This is a genomic window from Paenibacillus sp. YN15 (assembly GCF_003285005.1).
GTDB lineage: Bacteria > Bacillota > Bacilli > Paenibacillales > NBRC-103111 > Paenibacillus_AR.
In genome coordinates, this window is record NZ_QMFA01000009.1 from 1 (window position 1) to 24,631 (window position 24,631).

A 24,631-nucleotide genomic window follows, 5' to 3' on the forward strand; every position below is an offset into this window, starting at 1 on the left:
TCGGATCAGATGAATCGAAAGATGTTGAATATGCGTGTCGCTGGAAATTTGATGCGTGGAGCCTGTGGAGGAAAAGCATTTCTTGCACAATTTCAGCGGATGTGCTATTATTATTAAATAACCTTTGTTCACTGTTTGAATGTGTAAATTCTCACTGGCGCGGTCATCGGAGCCGCAAGGATGGAAGAGAGGCAGGGCTTTCGTTGTTTTTAAGATTCAAAGACGAAGCCGGCCGGTTGTTTCAACAAAAGGGTAGCTTATGATCTGTTACACCCCATAGATGCAGGTGCAAGAGAACGAATGCAGTTTGATGCTGTTGGAACCATTGGAAGGCTTCACGGAACAGGTAAGGTTAAGCTCAAGGCGCTTCTTCCCGACGGAAGGGGCGTCTTTTCTTCAACGTTTTGCGGGTGTATAAACAGGCGCATGGATTGCTATTTTCAGATTTGCGGACTATAATAACCTTATAATAATTCTAAATTCGTTTGCGGCCATGTAAGAACAAACGGGTGGTGAAGGAGGTTCGGAGAATGATCTGTGTAACAGAGGAACTGACCAAAATCAACAAACGGCTGTCTGCAAAAGGCTATAAGCTGACTCCCCAGCGGGATGCCACACTGCGGGTGCTGCTGGAGAACGAAAAGGACCATTTAAGCGCGGAAGAGGTTTACATGCTGGTCCGCAAGCAATCTCCCAAAATCGGCATTGCCACCGTTTACCGGGTGCTGGAGCTGTTGAGCGAGCTGCATATCGTGGAAAAGATGAACTTCGGCGACGGCGTGGCGCGGTATGATCTGCGCAGCGAAGAACATGAGCATATGCATCATCACCTGATCTGCCGGGAATGCGGAGAGGTGCGCGAGATTATGGAGGATTGGCTGTCCCTGCTGGAGAAGCGGCTGGAGGCGGAATACGGCTTTATTGTGACCGATCACCGGCTGGACTTTTTCGGCTCCTTCCGCGATTGCACCAATAAGAATTGCAAGCATTCCTGCAAGGCCGTTTCTTAATAAACAAACCAAACCGCCAAAGCCGCCTTCGGGCCTGTTTTGGCGGTTTTTTGCGTTCCGCTTAGCGCCGTTATGAAGGTCCGGGTCCTACTTACCTTTTTTTAACTACTGTCCCCCCAAAATTGAATATGCTACAATTGGAAAAGGGAGAAGCAGGCCCGACCGGCCTGCAAAGAGGATGAAAGACTAATAGAGGTGAAGACATGCAATACAGACCATTTGGCAATTTGGACTTTCAGGTATCCACCTTCGGGTTGGGATGTATGCGGCTTCCTCTGGAGGAACAGCCGGAGGGCGGCAAGGACGCGTCCCGCATTCATGAAGAGGAAGCAATTGAACTCATCCGGTATGCGATTGATCATGGCGTTACATATGTGGATACGGCGTATCCGTATCATGGAGGCAACAGCGAGCTGGTAGTAGGCAAGGCTCTGATGGACGGGTACCGGGAAAAGGTGAAGCTGGCCACCAAACTCCCCGTCTGGCTGTGCAAGACGTATGAGGATTTCGGCAGGCTTCTGGATGAGCAGCTGGCCAAGCTTCAGGTGGAGTACATTGATTTCTACCTGCTGCACGCCCTGAACAAGAGTACCTGGCAGAATATCATGTCCCTGGGTGTGCTGGATTTCCTGAATGAGGCTGTGGCCCAGGGGAAAATCCGCTATCCCTCCTTCTCCTTCCACGACGAGCTGCCGCTGTTTAAGGAAATTATCGATGCGTATGATTGGAAGATGTGCCAGATCCAGCTGAACATTCTGGACGTGAATTATCAGGCGGGGCTGGAGGGGCTGCAATACGCAGCCGACCGGAATATTCCGGCGGTGATCATGGAGCCGCTGAAGGGCGGCAGCTTGGCCCGGAATGTTCCCGACGATATTCTGGCCATCTGGAATGAAGCCGACGCCAAACGCAGTCCTGTGGACTGGGCCTTCCGCTGGGTAGGCAACTTCCCTCAGGTGGTCACCATCTTAAGCGGAGTCAACAATCTGGAGCAGCTGAAGGACAATCTGCAGATCTTCGACACCATCACCCCGGACTGCATGAACGCCAAGGAGCTTGGTCTGGTTCAGCGGGTCAAGGCGGCTTACGAAAGTAAAATCAAGGTGGGCTGCACCAAATGCGGCTATTGTGTTCCCTGTCCCGCGGGAGTGGCCATCCCTGATGTGTTTGCCCATTACAACCATTCCTCCATTTTCAATGCACTGCCGGAAAGCCGTAGGAACTACGCGAATCTGGTCAAAAACGGCAAGGACGCCTCCTTATGCGTGGAATGCGGCAATTGCGAGGAAGCATGTCCCCAAAGCATCCCGATTATTGAAAAGCTGGCGGAAGCCAATCTGGTGCTGGCCGGACGGTAAGCATCGCCATTTATTTCAGGCAGCCTCTCCTGACGGGGGTTGCCTTTTTTCCATTATTTGGACGAATCGAAAAAACACTGAAAAAAATGAGGTTCTGCAAAGACTGTGATATACTGGAAGCACCTCATATTTATTCTTCTACAAAATGTTTCATTATTTTTAGGGAGGAGGAAGAAAGATGACAAAAGCTACCGGGATTGTCCGTAAAGTAGATGAATTGGGCCGGGTGGTGCTACCCATAGAGCTTCGGCGCACCATGGGCATAGCCGAGAAGGATGCTATCGAAATTTATGTGGATGAGGAGCGAATCATCCTGAAGAAATATGAGCCTGCCTGTATTTTTACCGGATCTGCGGAGGATCTGATTTATTTCAAGGGAAAAATGGTCAGCAGAGCGTGCGCGGAGGAATTGGTGAAGCTGTGGAATGAAAAGAACGGCGGCAAAGCATAACAGGCTTGACGATACGCCAAACCCCCGGACATTGGAGGACCGGGGGTTTTGTCGCTGTTTTTTACAGAGCTTCTCGTCACCGTTGGGGGATTTGTTTATCCCCGGATGAGGGATTCCGCGCCGTCGATATAGATTTCGGTTCCCGTGACCAGGGAGGCTTCATCGGAAGCCAGAAACAGCACCAGATTGGCCACCTCCCGGGGGGACCCGGGGCCGTGGCGCAAGGGCTGGTCTCCGGCGGGGAACTCAACCGGAATGCGGATTTCCTGCACCTCCGGCAGCGTCTCCGTGCTTTCGCCAATATTGGTGGAGATGGCGCCGGGGCAAATAACATTCACCCTGATCCGGTACTGGGCCAGCTCCAGCGCCGCCATTTTGGCAAAGGCCACCTGGCCTGCTTTGGTGGTGCTGTAGGTGCTGAAACCGAAATTGGAGAATATCCGGTTGCCGTTGACCGAGCTGGTAATAATAATACTACCCCCTTGCTGCTTCAGATAGGGGATGGCATGTTTGACGGTCAGGAAGGTTCCCTTCAGATTCACATCCACCGTTTTGTTCCATTCCTCCAGGGGCATGGATTCAATGGGAGAGAGGGTGCCGTTGATGCCCGCATTGGCAAACAGCACATGAAGCTTCCCGCCGAAGCGGGAGACACCTTCCCGAAACGCGGCTTCGATTCCGGCCTCATCCGCAATATCCACGGGAAGCGGCACCGCTTCCCCGCCCAGCTCCCGGATGGCTGTCCCCACCTCCGCCAGCCGTTTCTCATCCTTGTCCGCCAGCAGCAGGCGGGCGCCATGCCTTGCCATAAGAAGGGCGGCGGACCGCCCGATGCCGGAGGCAGCTCCGGTGACCAGAGCCACCCGGCCTTTCAGACGGGCATTGCCATCCGCTTTAATTTCCAAAGGACGCCCGGTCATATCCATTCACTCCTTCGCGATAGCCACGGGTATAGGCATTCCAGCCGCCTTGATGCTCCTCTTGGGAGACATTCCCAATGACACTGATCTGCTTGCGTGAACCGCCGATGATAGCGCCGTCCTCAATAACCGCTCCTTCGCCGATAATGGCGTGGGAGATCAGCACATTCTTGCCGATAACCGCATTGGGCATGATGATGCTGTCGGTGACCAGACTGTTTTTGCCCACCCACACGCCCTTGGAGAGGATGGAGCGTCTGGCCCGGCCCTCCAGAAAGCAATGCTGGTGCAGAAGGGAGGCGGAGCCACGGTCATCCTCCATGCGCAGCATCTCATTTTGCAGGGTTTGTCCGGCCGGCCGCATGGGCCAGGTAGGCGGATTCAGCGCCAGTTGGGCAGGGGAGCCCAGCAGGTCCATGTGGGTGCGCCAGAGAGCATCCACCGTCCCCACATCCTTCCAGTATCCCTCAAACGGAAAGGCATATACACGGGCTTGCCCCTTCAGCAGCCTGGGAATAATGTCCTTGCCGAAGTCATGGGACGACTCCGGGTCGGCGGCATCCTGAAGCAGCAGTTCACGCAGCTCGGACCAGCGGAATATATAGATCCCCATGGAGGCCAGATTGGATTCCGGGCGGCGTGGTTTTTCCCGGAAGGCGGTGATCCGGCGGTCGGCGTCCACCGACATAATGCCGAAGCGGCTTGCTTCCTCCAGAGGGACCCGGATCACCGAGATAGTGGCGGCGGCCTTCTGGCTGTTATGAAAATGCAGCATATCGCGGTAGTCCATATGGTAGATATGATCGGCAGAGAGGATCAACACATTTTCCGGATGAAGCTGATCGATATAAGCGATATTTTTATAGATGGCATCCGCTGTGCCGGTGTAGCCTTCTTCCTGCTTCGAGCCGGCAGGCAGCAGAGTAATATTGGAATCGGAAGCGCCCAGATGCTGATGCAGAGTTTCCGCCCGGTATTGGGTAAGCACGCCGATTTTCTCAATGCCTGCGTTCAGGCAGTTGCTTAAGGGAAAATCGATCAGACGGTATTGTCCGCCGAAGGAGATGGCAGGTTTGGCATGAGTCAGGGTCAGAGGACGGAGTCTTTTTCCTTCTCCACCCGCAAGCAGCATCGCGAGGCAATTTGTCGTGTTCATGTTTGTTTCCTCCTTCTCGGGTTTGTTGGCCGCTGCACATTAACTTCCTTCAGGCCGCCAGGCTCGATATATAATCCGAAAGCTGAAGCTGTCCAATTGGAGGGTCATGCGGCCGTCGGCTGCAGGGACCTCCTTCTGTGTCCAGGCATCCTTCCAGTCATTGGTCTCCAGAGCAAGGGAGAGCTCCGTTGGCTTCTCCGAATGGTTTATCCAGATGAGGGCATGGGAGCCCTCCCCCAGACGCTCATAGACAATGGCGGGGCTGCCGCTCTCCGCATGGAGCATCCGGTACCGGCCGAGGCTTAAGGCGGGAATTTCGCGCCGCAAGCGGATGAGAGCTTGGAAAAAATCCAGCAGCTCCTGATCCCGCCTGTCGGGATGCCATTCCATACACTTCCGGCAATCCGGATCATCGCCTCCGGTCATACCGTATTCATCGCCGTAGAAAATACAGGGTGTGCCGGGATAGGTCAGCAAGAACAAAAAAGCGTGCTTCCGCTTCCGCTTGTCCTCCACCCGACTGGCAACCCGGCCTGTATCATGGCTGCCCAGAAGATTGAACAGCACCTCATGAGCCTGCTCCGGATAACGCACGGATAAGCGGGCAACCGTCTCGGCAAAGCTTGCCCCGTCCAGCGATTCCCCCTCAAAGTAGTCCAGAATCCGCTTGCCCAGAGGATAATTCATGGCGGAGTCGAACTGGTCGCCCTGCAGCCAGGGACCGGCGTCCGTCCAGCATTCTCCCACAATGTAAGCCTCCGGATTAATGGACTTCGCCAGCCTACGGAAATGCCGCCAAAATTCATGGTCGATTTCATCGGCCACATCCAGCCTCCAGCCGTCAATCCCCGTTTCCTCCATCCAATACCGGGTAATGCCCAGCAGATATTCCCGCACCTCCGGATGGGCCGTATTCAGCTTCGGCATATGGCCGAAATTGCCGAAGGTATCATAATGGGGCTGCCCGTTTTCTCCGCGAATCGGAAAAGAATGAATATGGAACCAATCCTTGTACGGGGAATGCTCCCCTTTTTCCAGAACGTCCGTGAATTGCTCCAGCGCCTCGCTGCAATGGTTAAACACCGCATCCAGCATCACCCGGATTCCGCGCTTGCGGCATTCGTCCACCAGCGCCTTCAGCTCCTCCTTGCTGCCCAGATTGGGATCAATCTGCCGATAATCGGAAATATCGTACTTATGGCAGGAAGGAGAGGAGAAAATGGGAGTGAGGTACAGAGCATTAATCCCCAATTCCTCCAGATAATCCAGTTTCTCGCGCAGTCCTTTCAGATTTCCGCCGAAGCCGCTGTCCAACTGCGGCGCGTCTCCCCAATGGAGAAACTTGCCTTCTTCCCGGGATTCATCGTAATCGGAGGGAAGGCTGAACCGGTCGGGCATAATTTGATAGAAAACGGCTTTTTTGGCCCAATCGGGAACGCGAAAAACCTCGGATTCATGCAGGTAGGGATATTCAAAGCAAGCGCCGGCGTCGGGGGGCGGGGCGCCCGCAATTCCCGCTTCGGAGTACCAGAACTGCTCTTCTCCGCGCTGCAGCCGGAAGGTGTAGCACATCCGTCTTTTGGGCGGGATGACGGGGCAGAACCAATAGTCGAACAATGCATCCGCCGCTATTTTTTCCATGGCGAACTCCTTTTGGCCGGCTCCCCAATCGTATTTGTCCCCTGCCTGTACGAAAACCTGATCCGCATCATCACGCTTGACGCGCAGCCGGAGATGAACGGTTTCATGGTTGTAGGCATAAGCCCAGCTTCCGCCTGCGGCATGGTACAGCGCTTCAGCCTGCATCCGCGCACCTCCTCTCAAAAATAGCCATCACGGATGCCAAGACCCGTGCATGACCTTGTGATACCTTATTAAACCCGGCGGTGAAAGAAGAAACAGGGCTGCCCCAGGATTTTGGCCGATGGTCCAAAAAACCATTCTATTTTCTGGACATGCTGCAAAACAGTGAGCTATGATTAAGAAATAGAGTCTATCAGCAAGAGGTGGCTTATATGCGAATTGCAATTGTGGACGATAATCTCATCAACCAGATGATCATCGAAAAAATTTTGGACGGGGCCGGATTCCTCAACCATGTCTCTTTTAACAATGCGTGGGAGCTGTTCTCCTATCTGGGCATGGACCGGCAGCCGGCGGAGCGGGTGGAGGCTACGCCCGATCTGATTCTGATGGATATGATGATGCCGGGCGTGGATGGGATTGAAGCCTGCCGGCGGATTCAGGGCGTGGAGAAGCTGAAGGATATTCCCATCATTATCGTGACGGCGCTGGGCGATTCCAATAAGCTGGCGGAGGCTCTGGATGCGGGAGCCACCGACTATGTGGTGAAGCCGGTCAACAAAATTGAGCTGCTGGCCCGAATCCGCGTCGCTCTGCGGCTGCGCGCGGAGCTGAACTGGCACAAGGCCAAGGAGCGGGACATGTCCCTGGAGCTGGCGCTGGCCAAGCAGGTGCAGGAGAGTGTGCTGAGCAAACCGTTCGAGAAGAAAAATTTGCGCATTGAGGCGGTTTATCAGCCGTCCATGGTGCTGGCCGGAGACTTTTACTTCTGGCAGCAGCTGGAGGACGGCAAATACGGCATCATCCTGCTGGACATGATGGGACACGGGATTTCCTCCTCCCTGATGTGCATGTATATTGCCTCGGCGCTTCAGGACGCCATGCAGAAGAATCCCGATCCCATCGAGGTAGTCAGCCTGCTGAACGCTTATATGCTGCGCCTGCAGAACAAAGACAAGTGGGTCCGGTATTATTTCACTGCCATCTATCTGATTATGGACCCTTGCGCCCGCACCGTGGAATATGTCAATGCCGGGCATCCCGAGGGGCTTATGCTGGCCGACGGAGAGGAGCTGCACAGGCTCCATTCGGGGGGCTGCGCCGTGGGGTTCGACGACCCCATCCAACTGGAGAAGCGGGTGATCCGTTACAAAGACCAAATGAAGCTGCTGCTTTTTACAGACGGCCTTCTGGAGGTTTGCGGCTCCGATTGGGACACCTCAACGGACAAGATTGCCGATTTGCTCCTGAAGAGGCCCGAGCTTCATGCGGCGGACCTGGCCGAGGCGCTGATGGATGGAAAGGAAATAAGCGAAAAGCGGGATGATTACTGTCTTCTTTCCATAGAAGCAGGCAAGCTGGCCGGAAAATAACAACTGGGTTCCCAAGGAGAGGAGCATCGGCATGACTATACGCAATAAGCTGCTGGCCGGCATGAGTATTCTTCTGATTGTTATGTTTTGTATCGCCGGCTTGGGCATGAACCGGCTGACCACCATGAACAGGGATATTGGAGCCAGCTATGGCGAAATGTATGACAATGTCAAGGATAGCCAGCAATTTCAGATCATCACCAATGAGATTGGCCGCAATTTGGTCAGCCTGATGCTGAATAATCCCGTCCTGACCCAGAGGGAAATTCTGGAGCGGCTGGCCCGGAATGACCAGGATATGCGCAAGCTGTTTGAGGATGCCCGGGCCAAATATCGGGATGCCCGGCAAGCCCAGGTAACGGAGGAGGCCATTGAAGCCATCACCCGTTATTTAAGCTATAAGGATACGATTGTAAAGGAGGTTATGAATAACCGGCTGGAGGAGGCGGTGCTGCTCCGCAGCTCGGAAGGGCTCAAGCTCCAGCAGGAGATCCAGGAAAAGAACGATGCCCTTGGCAGCTATAACCAGAACAGCATGGATCAGGTTCTGAAGGACGGTACGGAGAGCAACCGGCAAACCCTCCACTACACCATCAGCCTGATGATTCTGGGCCTGGTGCTGGTGCTCATGATTACATACTGGATTATTCAAAGCATATCCAAGGGCTTAAACCGGCTTTCCGCCCTGGTTCCCCGCACAGCCACGGATACGCTGGCGCCGATTGAATTCGCCGAGGACGGAGGACGGGACGAAATCAGCCAGGTCATCCGCCTGTTCAACCGGCTGTTCCGGGACCTGTCCGAGCAGCGGGCGCGGGAGCAGGAATTCAACAGGAAGAATGAAGAGGAGGCCTGGCTGAAAACGCAGCTGAACAGCATCATGCTGATCCTTCAGGGACGAACCAATCTGAAGGAGGTGGGGGAGCGCTTCGTGCGCCAAATTGCGCCGCTGGTGGAGGCGGTTTACGGCGGCTTCTACGTCTCCGACTCGGGGCAGCCCAAACCCGGCATGTATACATTGGTAGGCAGCTATGCCGTCCAGCCGGGAGAGATCCGCAGCGTCTACCATCTGGGGCAGGGGCTTGTGGGCCAATGCGCCGCGGACAACCGCTGGATCAAACTGCGGGAACGCTCCGCCCATCCCATCCGCGTGGAGCTGTCGCCGGGAGAGCTGGCATTGGGCGAGGTGCTGATTATTCCCCTGGCCTATGAGGGCAATGTGGTGGCCGTTCTGGAAATCGGCTCCGTCCATCCCTTTTCCCCGCGGCATGTGGCTTTGCTGGAGCAGGTTACGCAGAATGTGGGGGCTGTGCTTAACAGCATCATGGGCCGCATCCGGGTGGAGGAGCTGCTCCGCACCTCGCAAATTCTCACCGAGGAGCTGCAGACCCAATCCGAGGAGCTTCTCACCCAGTCGGACGAGCTGCGGATGACCAATGAAAAGCTGGAGGAGCAAGCGGAGGCTCTGCGGAAATCCGAGGAGCTGCTCCAGCAGCAGCAGGAGGAATTGGCGGCAACCAATGAGGAGCTGACGTTGAAAACCACCCTGCTGGAGGAGCAGGTGCGGGTTACGAAGGAGAAGAATATCGAGGTGGAGCGGGCCAACAAGGTGCTGGAGCATCAGGCGGTGGAGCTGGAGCTGGCTTCCCGGTACAAGTCCGAGTTTCTGGCCAACATGTCCCATGAGCTGCGGACGCCGTTGAACAGCATGATGATTCTGTCCTTGATGCTGCAGGAAAACAGGGAGGGCAATCTGACGGAGAAGCAGCGGGAATATGCCGCCGCCATTCACGGAGCCGGCGGGGATTTGCTGCGCCTGATCAATGATGTGCTGGACCTGTCCAAGGTGGAGGCGGGCCATATGGAGATTCATGTGGAGCCTCTGGAGATAAAAGAAATTGTGCAGTATGTGGAAAGAAGCTTTATGCCGGTTTCCGTCCGCAAGGGAGTGGAGCTGGCCATCCGGACAGCCGAGGCTTTGCCGGAGGTGATCAATACCGACTCCCAGCGCCTGATGCAGATTATCGGCAACCTGATGTCCAATGCCTTCAAGTTTACCGAGGAGGGCAGAGTCACCTTCCGGCTGGAGCTAAGCGACGGCATGTGGCTGTTCATGATTGAGGATACGGGCATCGGCATTCCCGATAGTCAGCAGGAGGAGATCTTCCAGGCCTTCCGCCAGGCGGACGGAACCATCAGCCGCAATTTCGGCGGCACGGGTCTCGGCTTATCCATCAGCCAGAAGCTGGCCAAAGCGCTGGGCGGCAATATCACCGTGACCAGCGGTGTCGGCGCCGGTAGCACCTTCATCCTGTGGATTCCGCTGATTGCCCCCAAGGCCGCGGCGGCTAACCGGATCTCCAATGCTCAGGACCCCATTTTTGTCCAGGACGAAAGCGCCGGGGAAACCGGTTATCTGCCGGACATGGCGGCTCCCCTGGAGGCGGCTGTTTCGATTTCCGCGGAAGAGGATAATGACTCCGTAACGGACTCTTATCTGCACAAGATTCTGATTGTGGATGACGACATCCGGAATGTGTTTGCGCTGTCCGTTGCGCTGGAGGATGCCGGTTTGCAGGTTGTATTCGCCGAGAACGGCGTTGATGCTCTGGAAATGCTGAATGCGGACAATCATGGCATCGACCTGGTGCTGATGGACATCATGATGCCCAGGATGGACGGTTATGAGGCCATCCGCAAAATCCGCAGGATGCCTGAATTATCCGGCCTGCCGATTATTGCCGTCACGGCCAAGGCCATGAAGGAGGACCAGCAGAGATGTATGGATGCCGGCGCGTCGGACTATTTGACCAAACCAATCGATATCGGCCGGCTGCTGTCGCTGTTGAAGGTTTGGCTGCATAAGGAGGAATGAAGGTGGAGCCTGCATCCCCTGTTCAAATATTGCTGGTGGATGATCATCCCGAAAATTTGCTCGCTCTGGAAGCGGTGCTGTCCGACAAAAGCTATCAGCTGGTGAAGGCTTCATCCGGCCACGAGGCGTTGCGGAAGGTGCTCCAGGGGGATTTTGCCGTGATTGTGCTGGATGTTCACATGCCCGATATGGACGGTCTGGAAACGGCTAAATATATCAAGATGAGAGAGCGTTCCCGGGATACGCCCATCATCTTTATTACCGCTGCGGACCAGGACCCTGCGGTCTATTTTTCTGCTTACGCCCTGGGCGCCATCGATTATATCCGCAAGCCCTTCGTGCCGGAAATCCTGAAGTCCAAAATTGACGGCTTTGTCAGCCTCCACCGCACCAGTATGAAGCTGCAGCAGCAGAAGGAGCTGCTGCGCCAGCAAACTATGGACCTGGAGAAGGCCAATGTGGAGGTACATGCCGCTTCGTTGGTGAAAACCCGCTTTTTGGCCACCATGAGCCATGAAATCCGCACTCCCTTAAACGGAGTGATCGGAGTGGCCGACCTGCTCCTGGGCACACAGCTGGACGAGGAGCAGCGCATGTATGTGGAAACCATCAAAAGCAGCGGCGACTCCTTGCTGCGGATGCTCAACGATATTTTGGATTTTGCCAAAATGGAGACGGGCAAGCTCCATCTCTCCGAATCTCTCTTCGATCTCCATGCCACGGTGATGGAGACGGTGGATTTGTTCCAGGCCAAAGCCAGGCTGAAGGGCGTTGAGCTGATTATGGAGCTATCCCCGGAGGTTGCCAAGCTGGTCAGCGGGGATGAGGCCAGACTGCGGCAAATTCTGATGAATCTCATCGGCAATGGGGTGAAGTTTACCAATAAAGGCTCCGTGTCCATTCTCATGCGGCCGTATACACCCGCCGCCCCTGTGGAGGCGGCTTCCTCCATGCCGGTGCAATGGGTGGAGTTTGAGATCACCGATACGGGAGAGGGAATCCCCGCCGGACGGGAGGATGAGCTGTTTCGGCCGTTCACCCAGCTGTCGCCATATATGACCCGGCATCATGACGGGACAGGGCTGGGCTTGTCCATCTGCAAGCTCCTGGTGGAGCTGATGGGCGGGAATATCCGGTTTGAGCACGCTGCCTCCGGTCAAGGGGCGACATTCATTTTCACCGCTTGCCTGATGGTGCCGCAAACCGGCTCCTCTGTTTCGGACTCCCTGTACACGGGTAATAGTCAAGTAAGAAGCGGAGGCTGAAGCACAATTCAGCAGCCTGCGCTTCCCGCTCCCTTCAACGAATCTGGAGGGGACAAGCCAAGAGCTCTTGGTTTGCGCTTGCGATACCGGCTTTCCTTACAGGAAGCTATTAGGAGGGATTGTTATGAACTCCCGGGCTATGATGCAAAAGGTCATTACCGGCGTGTTGATCGCCCTGGTGCCAAAAATCGTATCTAAGCTTATGGAACCGCGTAAATCCAAAATCCGCTCCGGCGGATCATAAGGAGGCGTTACCCATGACAATCAAACTGGTCCGAAACGAAGAGGAAGCCAATGATTTTATCCGCCAATTGACCCAGGAAGGCTACCACACGGATAATATTTACGCGTTGGCCTATAATGCCGACCGTACCGACGCCATTGTGGAGAACACGGAAATCAACAAGGTGGGCATGACCGAGCAGGGGATTATCCAAACCGTCGCCAATATCTTCCGTTCCCGTGGCGATGAGCTGATTGCCAAGATGAGATCCTTGGGCGTATCGGAAACGGATGCGGCCCATTATGAACGGATGCTGGCGGCAGGAGACATTCTGGTGCTCACCTGGCCGGCGGAAATTGAAGCGGGCCCCCAGGACAGCGGGATTGACAGCGAGCGGCCGCCGGAAAAGGATACGCTGCTGACCCAACCCGTCGTGAATCCGCTGCTGTTTGCGGGAAGCCCGGAGGACCGTCTGAGATAACGGCTGCAACCATCAGTAACGGCTGAAGGCCAGAAAGGGTGAGCCCCCATGACGGCAGGCTTAAAATATATGTTGTCCGCCGGCGGCTTAGCCGCCTTGGCAGGGGGATGGATAGCCGTGTATGCGGATTTCCTTCCGCCGCTGCCGGCGCTTCGGGTGGAGCAGGCGGCCGTTTTTGCCGGCCAGCCGCCGGGCATTCCGGCGTTTGCGCTGCCTGAGGAAGCGCCCGCCGAGGTTGCGCCGGAAGAGAAAAGGGAGACGCTCCGCTTAAGCTCCGTAGAAGGGATTAAGCTCGACGACAGCATCATGGAGCTGATCCGCAAAAAGGGACAGCCTGTCGCCATTCGCTCCGACCCCAGGCTAAGCGATCTGGAGGTTTACGACTATGGCGCCATGGATGTGGCGTTCCGCGGCGGCGATCTCCTCTATGTGGAGGTGGGAGCCGAAGCGGAAGCGGTCCAGATTGACGGAATCCCGCATTCCTTTGATCCGGAGGCGCTCCGGGAAACGCTGGGAGAGCCGGATTTTGCCGCCGAGGACGGCTGGGGCTACAAACGGGGGTTCGGCGCCATCAAGTTCTACACCGATCCGGCTACCGGCCAGATCCGGTCCGTCCATTACTTCGATGCCGTGGGCATATAGCTGCCGCAAGCTATATTGCCGGCGGCATTTTTTGCGTCGGCACACATACTAGGGCATATCTGATCACTCCGAGGGGAGCAGCTAAGGCCCATATTTTCGTTCCAGGCAAGGCACTTTTGTGAAGGCATGGCCGGGGGGGGGGACGTCAAGCGAAAGCGACGAAGAAAGGGGCGAAAGGAAAGTGAAAGATGCCCTCAAGCGGATTTTCAGACACGCCCTAACCGGCACTTAAGAAAAACCTGACGGAAGATCACCGCCATGTCCTTTACGTTGTGGTGGGCCACCTTGTGCTGACCTGATCTGCATTCCAACCCGTCCCCGCACCGGGAAATGGCCTGCCCTTACCTTTTCTTCTGCACCCGGAAGAGCGTAACGGAATTGTGCGACTCTTAAAAGCGGCTTTCGCCGCTTTTTCCCGATTGTACGGAACTATGAAGCCCTTATTCCCCGCCGCGGCCTGATTTCCACCCTATTTTCGCCGAATCAAGGATGGAACGGTTTCTTAGTTCCGTTAATTCTCCAAATTCTCATTTTCACCCTCATAAGAGTCACTTAGTTCCGCAATAGCAGCCTACCTGCCTGTCCCCGCTAACTTCTCGCAAACATCACTCGGGAAAGACGAAAAAAGGAGGACTGCTTCCAGTTGAAGAACAAAGGCTACGCCTTGCCTGCTTGCAAATCAGGTCTTATGACGATTGCCAAAGCGCCGCAAGCTGCGAAAGGACTTCCCTTCCCGGGAATTTTATACATTCTATAATTACAAAAAAGAGCCGCCCTCTGCAGGACAGCCCTTTTGGCCATATGATCCATTTCAGCAGTGGATTCATTTCAGATACGACTTCAGCATCCAGATATGCTTCTCCACCTTGCCCTTCAGGCCGGTGAGCATATCGGCGGTGGGGTCATCCTTGTGTTCATCGGCAAGCTCAATACCCTTGGAGAGCTCTCCGGCAATATACTCCAGATCCTTCCACGCCGACTCCACCATTTGGTCGGGGCTTTCCTTGCCGGTGGCTTCTTTGACGGCAGCCAGGGACAGGCATTCCTTCAGGGTGGAGGCGGGGGCGCCGTCCAGCGCCAGCATCCGCTCCGCCAGCTCATCCAGATTGAGGGCGGCTTCGTTGTACAGCTGCTCGAATTTCTCATGGAGCGTGAAGAAATTCTCGCCTGTCAGATACCAGTGAAAATGATGCCATTTCATATAAAGGACGGTCCATTCGGCTACTTGTTGATTCAAGCTCTCCAGCACCGGTTTGAGATCGGCGCGGGGGTCGGTTTTCAGCATCACTTTGGGCATAGTCAATTCCTCCTTCATGATGGGCTTCGCAAACCCTATGAACTCTATAAACCTCTTGTTTGGGATTGAAACAACCAAGAAATTTTGGGAAAATAGGACCAAGGCGTTTCATCCTTCCGACTTCAGGTTAAAAGCTCACAGGAGGGATGCACATGATAATCCAGATAAGCGCAGCCGTTCTAACCATCGCGGTAGTGGTGCTGATTGTGGCACTTGTCCGGACCCTGAAGGAGGCGCGGGCAGCTCTCAACAAAATCGGGATGCTGACGGATGAAACCCGGATTCAGCTCAATGCCTTGTCGGGTGAAGTGAAGGAAACCATTCAAGGCGTAAACGATGTAACCTATGATATAAAAACCAAGATGGCTGAGCTGCACAGCGCATTCCAGACCATCGGTGAAATCGGCAGAATGGCTGCCGGCACCACATTGACAATACGGCAAACCGCCGCTTCAGTCAGCAGAACACTGCGCCATAAGCTGGATGAACAGAAGGAAACGGCAGCGGCTACCCAATCTTCCTTGGCCGCATGGCTTTTGACCGCCGGCAAATTCGTTCAGAGGTTAAACGGCTTCAGGCGTTCCAAGGATTCCAAACGGCTAACGGCCAGAACATGACGCAGGAGGGAATGGGTGTGAGCATGATCAAATCGTTTCGATTGGTAAAACATATGTCCGAAAATTCCGTCACCTTTGTCTTTATCGGGGAGTTCGACTTGTCCCGCACATGTGAATTGCAGGGGGAGCTAGACCCCTATCTTTATGAGCCTGACCGCAAGCTGGTTTTTGACTTCAAGGATCTCCGCTACATTGATAGCACAGGCATCGGCATCATTCTGGTGGTAATCAAGGCCCGGGCCGAAATCAAGGCGGGCTTTGAGATCCGGAATATTCCCCCCCATATCAACCGATTGTTCGATATCGCCGGCATCAGCAAGTTTTTGAACAATAACGCAGTGTAGAATTTATGAAAGGGAATGGTACCTCCATGAACGCACAAAAGGATCGAATCGTAATGTCGCTGCCGGCAAAATCGCAATACATAGAGGTTGTCCGCCTTGCGCTGTACGGGATTGCCGTGCGGATGGGGTTCAGCTTCGAGGATATTGAGGATCTGAAGGTAGCTGTGGGCGAGGCCTGCAACAACGCCGTGCTTCATGCCTATGATGACGGGGAGGGCGTCATGAAGATCGTCTTTGAAGCCGCCCCCCGCTATCTGCGGATTATTGTGCAGGATGAGGGGAGGAGCTTCAATTCCTCCGAGGCCTGCAGCCGTGTGCCCGTGACCTTTACGGACAAGTCCCTGTCGGAGATGCACGCAGGCGGTTTGGGCCTGTATCTTATGCAAGCGTTGGTGGATGACGTGGAAATCCGCACAGAGGCTGGAACAGAGGTGATTCTGACCAAACTTCTGAATGGAAGCGGTGTGGTCATATGATCCGAAAGCTGCCGGATGAAGAGACTCCGATTGATGCGGAGGCGCTTCTGTCCAGCTACCGGGAATCCGGTAGCAAAGAAACGGCAGAAGTGCTGCTGAAGCACTATGAAGGTATGATCCGTATGGCCGCGGGACGGCTGTCGCGCAACCGCAAGGATATGTTCGAGGATTTGTTCCAGGTGGGACAGATGTCCATATTCCGCTTGTTTAATTCCTACGATCCGTCTTTTTCCATTCCTTTTGAAGCCTATGCCATGAAAAGCATCGTGGGGCATATGAAGAACTATCTCCGGGACAAGTCCTGGTATGTCCAGGTTCCCCGCCGGATCAAGGAGAAGGGCCATGCCCTGCAGCAGGCCCTGGACGAGCTGTCCCTGAAGCTGGAGCGTTCCCCCCAGGTGGATGAAATCGCCGCTTATCTGGAGCTGTCCGAGGAAGAGACCATCCAGATTCTGGTGGGATGGGACTGTTACCAATCCCTGTCCTTGGATACGCCCTTGTTTGCGGATGAAGCGGGGGCCACCCTGGCGGATATGATTCGTGAAGAGCGGGACGATTATCAGTCCCTGGAGGAACGGCTGGACCTGGAGCAGGCGATGGAGCAATTGAAGCCGGAGGAGCGCAAGGTGCTGCAAATGGCATATACGGAAGGCCGCTCCCAGCGCCATATTGCCGAAGAGCTGGGGGTTTCGCAGATGAGCATCTCCCGTATCCAACGAAGGGCCATGGACAAGCTCCGCCTGCTGCTGGCCGATCCAGAACGGGAGCTGGAGAGCGGGTAGAGGCAGCAAAATTTTTCCATAATAACCCAGAAACCTCTTTTTGCCGGAAGGCAGGCGGAGGTTTTTTTGCGCAGCCTGTGAAGGATTACTCATAGTAAAAGCGCATTCATTGCGGTAGAATGGGTTTAAGTTGGCCTGAAGGGGGAATCAAGATGTATAAATTGGTTATTGTGGATGATGAGCCTACAGTCCGCAACGGACTCAGCACATTATTTGATTGGAATGCCTATGGAATCGAGCTGATCGGCCAGGCTGACGACGGGGATACGGGACTGGAGCTCATTGCCCGGGTAGAGCCGGATATTGTGCTGACTGATGTGAAGATGCCTTCCATGGATGGCATCCGCATGTCCCAGGAAATCCGCAAGAGCTTGCCGGGGACGAAGATTATTTTTGTCAGCGGCCACAGCGATGCGGATTACCTGAAATCCGCGCTGCAGGTGTATGCGGTGGATTACATTTTTAAACCCGTGAAATTGCCGGAGCTGGAAAAGGTGGTGGAGCGGGTGATCCAAAATCTCCAGGCAGAGGATAAGGAACGCACACTGGTCAAGGAGATGCAGGTAAAGCTCACCCAAAGCATGCCTTTGCTCCGCGAGAAGTTCCTGATGTCCCTTGTCCGCGATGAGGCGGTCCAGTCTGCCGGCCTGAAGGAGAAGCTAGCGTTTCTTAACCTGTCGCTGCCTCCGGAAGCCGCTTATCTCGCCCTTCTGGTTGCCGTTGACGACCAGGCTGAGGTGCTGGACACCCGTTCGGAACGGGATAAGCAGCTCCTGTCTTATTCTGTTCTGAATATTGTTCAGGAGCTGATCGATCTTTATGGAAAGGGATATGCCTTCGAGAATCGGGCCGGAGAGTATGTGGGAATCCTGGTGCTGGATGAATGCCGGGAAGAGCGGGAGGCCATGCTATTGGCTTTGTCGGGAGAAATCCGGGATAATCTGAGCCGATGGATGAAAATCAGCGTGACCATCGGAGTAGGCGAGGAAGTGCAAGGGATTGGGAGACTGCCGCTCTCCTTCAAACGGGCCAGAGAGGCTGCCGACCAGAAATGGTACCTGGGGAAGAACCGGATTATTACCATTGACAGCCTGGAGGCGGGGGAGGAGGAGCTTCACCGGTTTGATACGGAGCAAAGCGAACGGTTGCGGTCGGCGCTGAAGGCGGGAGACCGGCAGCGTCTGGAAGCGGAGCTGGACGATATTTTTCTGCCGCTGATGCGAAACCGCAAGGATGGCTTCCGATACAGCCGCTATGTTGCCCTGCAGGTGATCCCTTTATCGGGCCGGGTCCTCCTGGAACTAAATATTCTGACCAAGGAATGGGATGCCCGGGAAAAGGATGCCTTGGACCAGCTGTTCCGGCTGGAGATAATGGCGGATCTGCGCCATTTTGTCGCGTCTTATCTGGGGGAAATCTGCACTTGGGTTCAGGAGAAGCGAAACAGCAGATCCAGCAATGTCATTGAGCGCATCCGCGCATTTATTGACGAGCATTATGCCGACAATCTGACGGTAGCCGATATTGCGGGTTATGTCTATCTGAGCCAGACCTATGTCAGTCTGCTGTTCAGGCAGGAAACCGGCGAGACCATTTATGAATACTTGATGAAGGTGCGGATCGAAAGAGCCAAGGAGCTGCTGCGGGACCCCCGCACCAAATTCTATGAGGTATGCCAGGCGGTAGGGTATACGGACCCCAGCTACTTCAGCAAGCTATTTAAGAAAATGACGGGCTTGACACCCAGCGCCTACAGGGATCAGTTCTATTGAACCGGTGAACCGGCGGCGGCATATCCCAATATGATCAGGAGGTGCCTTTGTGATCAAAAGCTTGCAAAGAGGGTGGAGCCGGATAAGAGGGCTGGGACAGGGGATTGCAGCGGCCAAAAAATGGATGCTGGCCTATACCGCGCTGATTTTATTGCCGGCCTCCGTGATGCTGTTCGGTTATTATCAGAGATCCTCCCAGATTCTCGAGGAGGAGGTGTCCCGCAGCATGCAGATGACGTTAAAGCAGGCGGGGATTAATCTTAGCTACCGGCTGAATCACATTCAGGATATTTCCAATTCTCTGTTTATGAACCGGAAACTGTACGAGTATTTGGATCTTTCTTACATCATTAACGAGCAGATTGACCAGTCGGGAGAGCTGATGAATCTGCTGCAATCGGTTCAGACCAAAACGGAGATTGTCAGGGCCCGCATATTTGTCGATACCGCCAATGTGTTTGGGACCGATCGGATCAATACCTTTCCTTTGGAAAATCTGGAGTCGAGCCCTTGGCACCGGGAGATTATAGACGGAGGAGGCCGCATTGTCTGGACCGGAGGGTATAAGGAAACGTATCTGGACCTGGGAGAGCAGAATGTAATCTCCTGCGCCAGAATGCTGCGCAATCCCCGCCACTTTGAACAAGTCTTGGGCGTATTGATGATTGATGTATCGGACAAAATGATTTCGGAGATTATTTCCGAGCTTGATTTTCCCAGTCAAATTCATCCCTACATTATGGACCGCAATGGCATGGTTATATACAGTGAAGAGCGTTCCCTGATCGGAACGCTGTCGCCTCTTCAGCAGAACGGGCAATGGGCGGGAAATGAGGAGGAGGGAATTACCCGGCGTACGGAAGGCAAGGAGGACCGGTACGTGGTCTATTCCACCATCCGTCCCACAGGCTGGAAGCTGGTGGCGGAGGTTCCGAAGGCGGCGATTTCCCGCCGGGCTACCGCCCTCAATCAATTTTCCGGCGTTGCCACCTTGATCGGGATGACGCTGATGTTCCTGATTCTGGCCTTCGTGCTGATGGCCTTCGTCATCAACATGATGAACCGACGGATCAAGACGGTTCTGAAGCTGATCCGCACGGAGGGGATTGACCGGCTGGAGGAGCAGCGGCCCAAGGAGGACGGTGATTTTCATCTCCTGGAGCGCAGCGTGGATTATCTGATCCACCGGGTGAAGAATCTGATGGAGGAGGCCTACCGTTCCAAAATGCTGGAGCGGGAAGCTCAATTGAAGGCCCTCCAAGCTCAAATTAACCCCCACTTTCTGTATAATGCCTTGGACACCATCAATTGGCTGGCGCTTGCCATCAAAGCCACGGATATCAGCAAAATGATTGAGGGCTTATCCGATTATTTCCGCTTGAGCCTGAACAAAGGCAAGGATCATGTAAGCATTACCGATGAGCTTGAGCTGGCCAGAGTTTATTTGGAGATCCAGCAAAGCCGGTTTCCTGCCAGCTTTACTTTTGATATCGAGGCGGACATGGATACGGACCGGTATCTGATTCCCAAGCTGACGCTGCAGCCCATTGTGGAGAATGCGCTGCTCCACGGTATCCGCAAAGCCAAGGGGAAAACAGGCCGCATTGTCATCCGGGCGGAGATGGAGGCGGACCGGGTGCGGATCAGCGTCAAGGACGACGGCATCGGCATGAGCCAGGAGATGGTGGACAGGCTGCTTGTGGAATCGCGGCCGGACCAGCGGCCTGACGGAAGCGGAAGCTCTTACGGATTGTACAATGTGAACGAACGGATCAAGCTGTTTGCCGGGAATGCCTCCGGCTTGGAAATCCATTCCTCCCAGGGGATGGGAACCACAGTGACAGTCTGGTTAAAGGCGGTTTTGGCGAATAAAACAGAGTAGGATGCACCCAGAAAGTGTCGGATTACCATCTACAGGCGGCTGCCTTGTGTCTTTATAATGGAACCATAAGGACACGGAGGTGTACGACATGAGCAATATCGCAACAAAGCTGAGCGGCAAGGCAGCGGAGAAGGGGGTCATACAAAAAGGGTCCGGCAAATGGAGGCTGGTCCGCAACAATTTGGACTATTATGCGCTTCTGATCCCGGGTCTTCTCTTCCTTTTCCTGTTCAAGTATACGCCGATGTACGGCATTGTCATCGCGTTTCAGGATTTCAATATTTTTGAGGGGATTTCGGGAAGCAAGTGGGTGGGATTGGAGCAATTCTCCAAGCTGATGCAATCCGAGGAATTTGCCCGGGTATTCGTCAATACGCTCCTGATCAGCTTTTACAAAATCATTCTGCTGTTCCCGATTCCCATCCTCGTTGCCTTGCTGTTGAATGAAGTCCGCTTCAGCGCCTTCAAAAGAACAATTCAAACGATTATTTATTTGCCCCATTTTCTATCCTGGGTCATTATTTCCGGCTTGTTCATTACGATTCTTTCCCCGTCCGGGGGTTTGGTCAATACCTTCCTTCATTGGCTGGGGTTTGAACCCATCACCTTTTTTATGGACAACCGCTTCTTCCGCAGCATTGTGGTGTTTACCGCAGGCTGGAAGGAATCCGGCTGGAACGCCATCATTTTTATCGCCGCTATAGCAGGCATCGAGCAGGAGCAATATGAAGCGGCTGCCATAGACGGAGCCGGGAGAATCCGGCAAATGCTCCATATCTCCCTTCCCGGCATTATGCCCACCATCGTCCTGATGCTGATCCTTCGTCTCGGTTCTGTGCTGGAGGCGGGGACAGAGCAAATTCTGACCATGTATAACCCGGTGGTATACGAAACCGGAGATGTGATCGGAACCTTCGTTTACCGGGTGGGCCTGGGCAAGATGGATTACAGCTTCAGTACGGCAGTGGGTCTGTTCAATTCCGTTGTCGGTTTTCTTCTGGTGGTCTCCGGGAATTTTGTCAGCAAAAAATTAGTTCAGCGCGGAATCTGGTAGGAGGTGCCGGCAATGAGAAAACGGACTTTCGGCGATTGGTCATTGGATCTATTTGTTTACATGTTTCTCCTGATATGCGGGATTATTACCCTTCTGCCCCTGGCCAATGTATTCTCCAAGGCAGTCAGCGCAGAGTGGGCGGTGGTCTCCGGGAAGGTCAATATTTTTCCCGTCGGGTTTCAGTTGGATACGATGAAGAGTGTAATCACCTCCAGCACCTTTACCCGCGCTTTTGGCGTATCGGTCTTTGTCACGGGAGTGGGAACGGTGCTGTCCATCCTGCTGACCGCTCTTACGGCATACCCGTTGTCCAAGCGCCATCTTCCCGGCATCTCCTTCATTCTGGTCTTATTCGTGTTCACCATGCTGTTCAGCGGAGGGATGATCCCCAACTATCTCTTAATCCGCAATTTGCATCTGATCAACAGCGTATGGGCATTGATTCTGCCCACCATGATCAGCGTATTCAATCTTCTGGTGATCAAAAGCTATTACGAAGGGCTGCCCGAAGCGCTGGAGGAATCGGCCCGCATAGACGGCGCCCGCACGCTGACCATTCTTTTCCGGGTGATTCTTCCCTTAAGCCTGCCTGTAATCGCTACCATCTCCTTGTTCTATGCCGTGGGGTTCTGGAACGACTACTTCCATCCCATGCTCTATATCAATGATCCGTCATTGAAAACGCTGCAGCTGTACCTTCGGGACATTGTCATGGAGGCGGATACCTCCAATGCCACCAACAAAAGCATAGACGATCTGATGAATATGTCCCCGGAAGGCATCCGGGCCGCAACCGTAGTCGCTTCCACCGTTCCGATTATTTGCGTGTACCCGTTCCTCCAGAAATATTTCATTAAAGGCGTTCTCATCGGCTCCGTCAAGGGATGATCTCGCATTAACGCTGACAGCGGAAGTTGCTGGCTGCTTAATGATAGAAAGGCTAGGCGTCTGTTCGACGATAGGAAAAGCGAATTCATATTCATGGTGGAATGACTGGGAGGGTAAGGAGTGACTTGAGGGCGAGTTTTTTTGGCGGCTTTGACACCTTAAACAAACATTCAATAAAATCAAGGCCGACAAAACGTGTTTGAGCATCCAAGGCACTCCTTTCCCGGTAAGGAATGAAGCCCAATGAATATGAATTCGCCTAAATAACTCCGTCGGACAGACGCCTATGAAAAACCAAAAACAGGAGGGTTACAAGCATGAAAAACAAATGGCTATTGATTCCGGTGGTTGCCAGTCTTGCTCTTGCGTCTACGGCATGCGGCGGCAGCAGCGGAGATGAAGCAGGCGGCGCCGCTTCCCCGGCTGCATCCGCAACGGTGGCTGCAACCAGCGGTCCCAAGCCTGAACTGAAAGCGCTTATGCGGTGGATGAAGGATGATTACAACACGTATCCCGTGGCCAAAATGCTGGAGGAGAAAACCGGATACAAAGTAATGTATGACATGCTCCCCGCCGATAAGCCGGCAGATAAGCTGAATCTGCTGATTGCGTCCTCGGAGCCTTATGATTTGATCAGTGTAGGAGGCGACAATACCTTCAAGGCTCTGTATGCGGACTATGCCCAAAAAGGGGCGCTGGTGGACCTGACCCCGCTGATTGACAAGTACGGTCCCAACATCAAAAAGGCCATTTCGCAGAAATCCTTCGATGCTATTAAAGTAAACGGCAAAATATTCGCCATTCCTCATACTACCTCCGTCACTGTCGGATCAGACCTGATGATCCGCAAGGATTGGCTGGATAAGCTGGGGCTTCCGGTTCCCACTACCCTTGACGAGCTCACCAATGTGCTGAAGCAGTTTAAGGACAAGGACCCCGGCGGCAACGGCAGCAATAACCTTCCCCTGTCCCTGAGAGGGGACGCTCCCATGCTGGACAATGTAATCGGAGCCTTCGGCTTGTCCAATGCATGGAATGATGTGGGCGGCAAGCTGATTCCCCGCGCCATGGACCCTGCCTTCAAGGATTACCTGACTTATATGTCCGATCTCTATAAACAAGGACTCATCGATAAGGAGTTTGCCATTAACAAGGACGCCACTGTGAAGGAGAAATTCACCAGCGGCAAGGTAGGGGTTATTCCCGTTAACTGGGCGGATGTTCCCACCATTGCCGACGCCCTGAAGAAAAATGTTCCCACTGCGGAATATCTGTATCTTCCTGCCTTGAAGGGCAAGGATGGCAAAGCCGGTTTTGGCGCTTCCTTCGGTTTCGACCGGCTGACCTTCGTCCCGAAATCCTCCAAACATCCGGAGGATGCCGTCAAATATATGAATGCCAAACTGGAGGAAGAAACCTTCAAGAATATGGCCATCGGCGAGGAAGGCAAGCATTATACCTTCAAGGATGGAGTTTATTCCCCGATTCTTCCCATCTTTAACGATGAGCGGAATCAGGCTACCAACTATCTGACGGGGATCGACGAAGTCAAATATCCGATTTATTGGCAGGCCCGCGTCCGCAAGGATCAACGGCTGTTCGACGCCTGGGATTATCTGAATCAAAAACAGCCCAGCGAGCTGAAATTCGCCAATCCTCTGGGTCTGGCTCCGTATCTGGCGCAATACGCCAAGGACAACGCCCAACTGGAGCAGCTGGTAACCGACTATGCCACCAAGGTGATCGTCGGCGGAGAGCAGGTATCCGGACTTGATGCGTTTATAGCCAAATACAAGGCGGCGGGCGCGGATGCCAGCTATAAAGAAGTAAATGACTGGTATGCAACGGTGAAAAAATAAACGAACCCATACGGATGATGGAGGCGGCTTATCCCGGATATCGGATTCAGACAATCCGTGGAGCGACTGTATTCTCCATCATCTGGTTTTTATGTAAATTATA

General features: G+C 54.1%; 22 protein-coding genes. 18 read left to right on the plus strand and 4 right to left on the minus strand.

All coding sequences use genetic code 11. The features are described from left to right. The 4 genes from DQG13_RS31195 to DQG13_RS09750 all read left to right on the plus strand — a co-directional run. Positions 1-263: hypothetical protein (locus tag DQG13_RS31195; RefSeq protein WP_220094354.1), on the plus strand; the 263-nt coding region annotated here is incomplete at its 5' end. Between the two features lie 267 nt (positions 264-530). Further along, entirely contained in the window at positions 531-1,010 is a 480-nt protein-coding gene (gene fur, locus DQG13_RS09740; RefSeq protein WP_113019566.1) for a ferric iron uptake transcriptional regulator, read from the plus strand. Positions 1,011-1,213: 203 nt separating this feature from the next. Next, positions 1,214-2,368 carry an aldo/keto reductase gene (locus DQG13_RS09745; protein ID WP_113019567.1) on the plus strand — a complete coding sequence of 385 codons (1,155 nt, stop codon included), beginning with the start codon at positions 1,214-1,216 and terminating at the stop codon, positions 2,366-2,368. Positions 2,369-2,546: 178 nt separating this feature from the next. Next, entirely contained in the window at positions 2,547-2,819 is a 273-nt protein-coding gene (locus DQG13_RS09750) for an AbrB/MazE/SpoVT family DNA-binding domain-containing protein (protein ID WP_113019568.1), read from the plus strand. 95 nt (positions 2,820-2,914) lie between these two features. Here the strand turns inward: DQG13_RS09750 and DQG13_RS09755 are convergent, their stop codons facing one another. The 3 genes from DQG13_RS09755 to DQG13_RS09765 are packed head-to-tail and all read right to left on the minus strand — an operon-like array spanning position 2,915 to position 6,701. After that, a complete protein-coding gene (locus tag DQG13_RS09755) occupies positions 2,915-3,739 on the minus strand; it encodes an SDR family oxidoreductase (protein WP_113019569.1) in 825 nt (274 codons plus the stop codon). Further along, positions 3,714-4,895, minus strand: coding sequence for a sugar phosphate nucleotidyltransferase (locus DQG13_RS09760; RefSeq protein WP_113019570.1), 1,182 nt, complete (start codon positions 4,893-4,895; stop codon positions 3,714-3,716). Before DQG13_RS09760 ends, DQG13_RS09755 begins: the two co-directional genes overlap by 26 nt. A 39-nt stretch (positions 4,896-4,934) precedes the next feature. Next, positions 4,935-6,701, minus strand: coding sequence for an alpha-glycosidase (locus tag DQG13_RS09765; RefSeq protein ID WP_113019571.1), 1,767 nt, complete (start codon positions 6,699-6,701; stop codon positions 4,935-4,937). Positions 6,702-6,910: 209 nt separating this feature from the next. On the opposite strand from DQG13_RS09765, the gene DQG13_RS09770 reads away from it, so the two are divergent. From DQG13_RS09770 to DQG13_RS09790, 5 genes are all read left to right on the plus strand, one after another. Further along, positions 6,911-8,071 (plus strand): SpoIIE family protein phosphatase, encoded by a 1,161-nt coding sequence (locus DQG13_RS09770; RefSeq protein WP_113019572.1) that lies wholly within the window; start codon positions 6,911-6,913, stop codon positions 8,069-8,071. 31 nt (positions 8,072-8,102) lie between these two features. Next, positions 8,103-10,946, plus strand: coding sequence for a response regulator (locus DQG13_RS09775; protein WP_113019573.1), 2,844 nt, complete (start codon positions 8,103-8,105; stop codon positions 10,944-10,946). Positions 10,947-10,948: 2 nt separating this feature from the next. Continuing rightward, entirely contained in the window at positions 10,949-12,211 is a 1,263-nt protein-coding gene (locus DQG13_RS09780) for an ATP-binding response regulator (protein WP_258525598.1), read from the plus strand. Positions 12,212-12,468: 257 nt separating this feature from the next. Further along, entirely contained in the window at positions 12,469-12,915 is a 447-nt protein-coding gene (locus tag DQG13_RS09785) for a YflT domain-containing protein (RefSeq protein WP_113019575.1), read from the plus strand. A gap of 48 nt (positions 12,916-12,963) precedes the next feature. Beyond that, the gene (locus tag DQG13_RS09790) at positions 12,964-13,557 is read left to right on the plus strand and encodes a hypothetical protein (RefSeq protein WP_113019576.1); all 594 of its coding nucleotides are present in this window, start codon (positions 12,964-12,966) and stop codon (positions 13,555-13,557) included. Between the two features lie 823 nt (positions 13,558-14,380). Here DQG13_RS09790 and DQG13_RS09795 read toward each other — a convergent pair. After that, a complete protein-coding gene (locus tag DQG13_RS09795) occupies positions 14,381-14,854 on the minus strand; it encodes a Dps family protein (RefSeq protein ID WP_258525599.1) in 474 nt (157 codons plus the stop codon). A gap of 152 nt (positions 14,855-15,006) precedes the next feature. On the opposite strand from DQG13_RS09795, the gene DQG13_RS09800 reads away from it, so the two are divergent. From DQG13_RS09800 to DQG13_RS09840, 9 genes are all read left to right on the plus strand, one after another. Further along, positions 15,007-15,471 (plus strand): DUF948 domain-containing protein, encoded by a 465-nt coding sequence (locus tag DQG13_RS09800; protein ID WP_181592673.1) that lies wholly within the window; start codon positions 15,007-15,009, stop codon positions 15,469-15,471. A 23-nt stretch (positions 15,472-15,494) separates the two neighbouring features. Then, positions 15,495-15,815 (plus strand): STAS domain-containing protein, encoded by a 321-nt coding sequence (locus tag DQG13_RS09805; protein ID WP_258525614.1) that lies wholly within the window; start codon positions 15,495-15,497, stop codon positions 15,813-15,815. A 26-nt stretch (positions 15,816-15,841) separates the two neighbouring features. Beyond that, the gene (rsbW, locus tag DQG13_RS09810) at positions 15,842-16,291 is read left to right on the plus strand and encodes an anti-sigma B factor RsbW (protein ID WP_113019579.1); all 450 of its coding nucleotides are present in this window, start codon (positions 15,842-15,844) and stop codon (positions 16,289-16,291) included. Further along, positions 16,288-17,073 carry a sigma-70 family RNA polymerase sigma factor gene (locus tag DQG13_RS09815; RefSeq protein ID WP_113019580.1) on the plus strand — a complete coding sequence of 262 codons (786 nt, stop codon included), beginning with the start codon at positions 16,288-16,290 and terminating at the stop codon, positions 17,071-17,073. Before rsbW ends, DQG13_RS09815 begins: the two co-directional genes overlap by 4 nt. Positions 17,074-17,225: 152 nt before the next feature. Then, on the plus strand, positions 17,226-18,845 hold the full coding sequence (locus DQG13_RS09820) for a response regulator (RefSeq protein WP_113019581.1): 1,620 nt from the start codon (positions 17,226-17,228) through the stop codon (positions 18,843-18,845). 49 nt (positions 18,846-18,894) lie between these two features. Then, positions 18,895-20,727 carry a cache domain-containing sensor histidine kinase gene (locus tag DQG13_RS09825; RefSeq protein ID WP_113019582.1) on the plus strand — a complete coding sequence of 611 codons (1,833 nt, stop codon included), beginning with the start codon at positions 18,895-18,897 and terminating at the stop codon, positions 20,725-20,727. 88 nt (positions 20,728-20,815) lie between these two features. After that, positions 20,816-21,781 (plus strand): ABC transporter permease, encoded by a 966-nt coding sequence (locus tag DQG13_RS09830; RefSeq protein ID WP_113019583.1) that lies wholly within the window; start codon positions 20,816-20,818, stop codon positions 21,779-21,781. A gap of 12 nt (positions 21,782-21,793) precedes the next feature. Further along, entirely contained in the window at positions 21,794-22,669 is an 876-nt protein-coding gene (locus DQG13_RS09835) for a carbohydrate ABC transporter permease (RefSeq protein WP_113019584.1), read from the plus strand. Between the two features lie 317 nt (positions 22,670-22,986). Next, entirely contained in the window at positions 22,987-24,528 is a 1,542-nt protein-coding gene (locus DQG13_RS09840) for an extracellular solute-binding protein (RefSeq protein ID WP_113019585.1), read from the plus strand. Positions 24,529-24,631 lie beyond the last annotated feature (103 nt).

Coding starts and splice junctions, on each gene's coding strand:
- fur (WP_113019566.1), top strand. CDS start 531: ATGATCTGTGTAACAGAGGAACTGACCAAAATCAACAAACGGCTGTCT.
- DQG13_RS09745 (WP_113019567.1), top strand. CDS start 1,214: ATGCAATACAGACCATTTGGCAATTTGGACTTTCAGGTATCCACCTTC.
- DQG13_RS09750 (WP_113019568.1), top strand. CDS start 2,547: ATGACAAAAGCTACCGGGATTGTCCGTAAAGTAGATGAATTGGGCCGG.
- DQG13_RS09755 (WP_113019569.1), bottom strand. CDS start 3,739: ATGACCGGGCGTCCTTTGGAAATTAAAGCGGATGGCAATGCCCGTCTG.
- DQG13_RS09760 (WP_113019570.1), bottom strand. CDS start 4,895: ATGAACACGACAAATTGCCTCGCGATGCTGCTTGCGGGTGGAGAAGGA.
- DQG13_RS09765 (WP_113019571.1), bottom strand. CDS start 6,701: ATGCAGGCTGAAGCGCTGTACCATGCCGCAGGCGGAAGCTGGGCTTAT.
- DQG13_RS09770 (WP_113019572.1), top strand. CDS start 6,911: ATGCGAATTGCAATTGTGGACGATAATCTCATCAACCAGATGATCATC.
- DQG13_RS09775 (WP_113019573.1), top strand. CDS start 8,103: ATGACTATACGCAATAAGCTGCTGGCCGGCATGAGTATTCTTCTGATT.
- DQG13_RS09785 (WP_113019575.1), top strand. CDS start 12,469: ATGACAATCAAACTGGTCCGAAACGAAGAGGAAGCCAATGATTTTATC.
- DQG13_RS09790 (WP_113019576.1), top strand. CDS start 12,964: ATGACGGCAGGCTTAAAATATATGTTGTCCGCCGGCGGCTTAGCCGCC.
- DQG13_RS09795 (WP_258525599.1), bottom strand. CDS start 14,854: ATGCCCAAAGTGATGCTGAAAACCGACCCCCGCGCCGATCTCAAACCG.
- DQG13_RS09800 (WP_181592673.1), top strand. CDS start 15,007: ATGATAATCCAGATAAGCGCAGCCGTTCTAACCATCGCGGTAGTGGTG.
- DQG13_RS09805 (WP_258525614.1), top strand. CDS start 15,495: ATGATCAAATCGTTTCGATTGGTAAAACATATGTCCGAAAATTCCGTC.
- rsbW (WP_113019579.1), top strand. CDS start 15,842: ATGAACGCACAAAAGGATCGAATCGTAATGTCGCTGCCGGCAAAATCG.
- DQG13_RS09815 (WP_113019580.1), top strand. CDS start 16,288: ATGATCCGAAAGCTGCCGGATGAAGAGACTCCGATTGATGCGGAGGCG.
- DQG13_RS09820 (WP_113019581.1), top strand. CDS start 17,226: ATGTATAAATTGGTTATTGTGGATGATGAGCCTACAGTCCGCAACGGA.
- DQG13_RS09830 (WP_113019583.1), top strand. CDS start 20,816: ATGAGCAATATCGCAACAAAGCTGAGCGGCAAGGCAGCGGAGAAGGGG.
- DQG13_RS09835 (WP_113019584.1), top strand. CDS start 21,794: ATGAGAAAACGGACTTTCGGCGATTGGTCATTGGATCTATTTGTTTAC.
- DQG13_RS09840 (WP_113019585.1), top strand. CDS start 22,987: ATGAAAAACAAATGGCTATTGATTCCGGTGGTTGCCAGTCTTGCTCTT.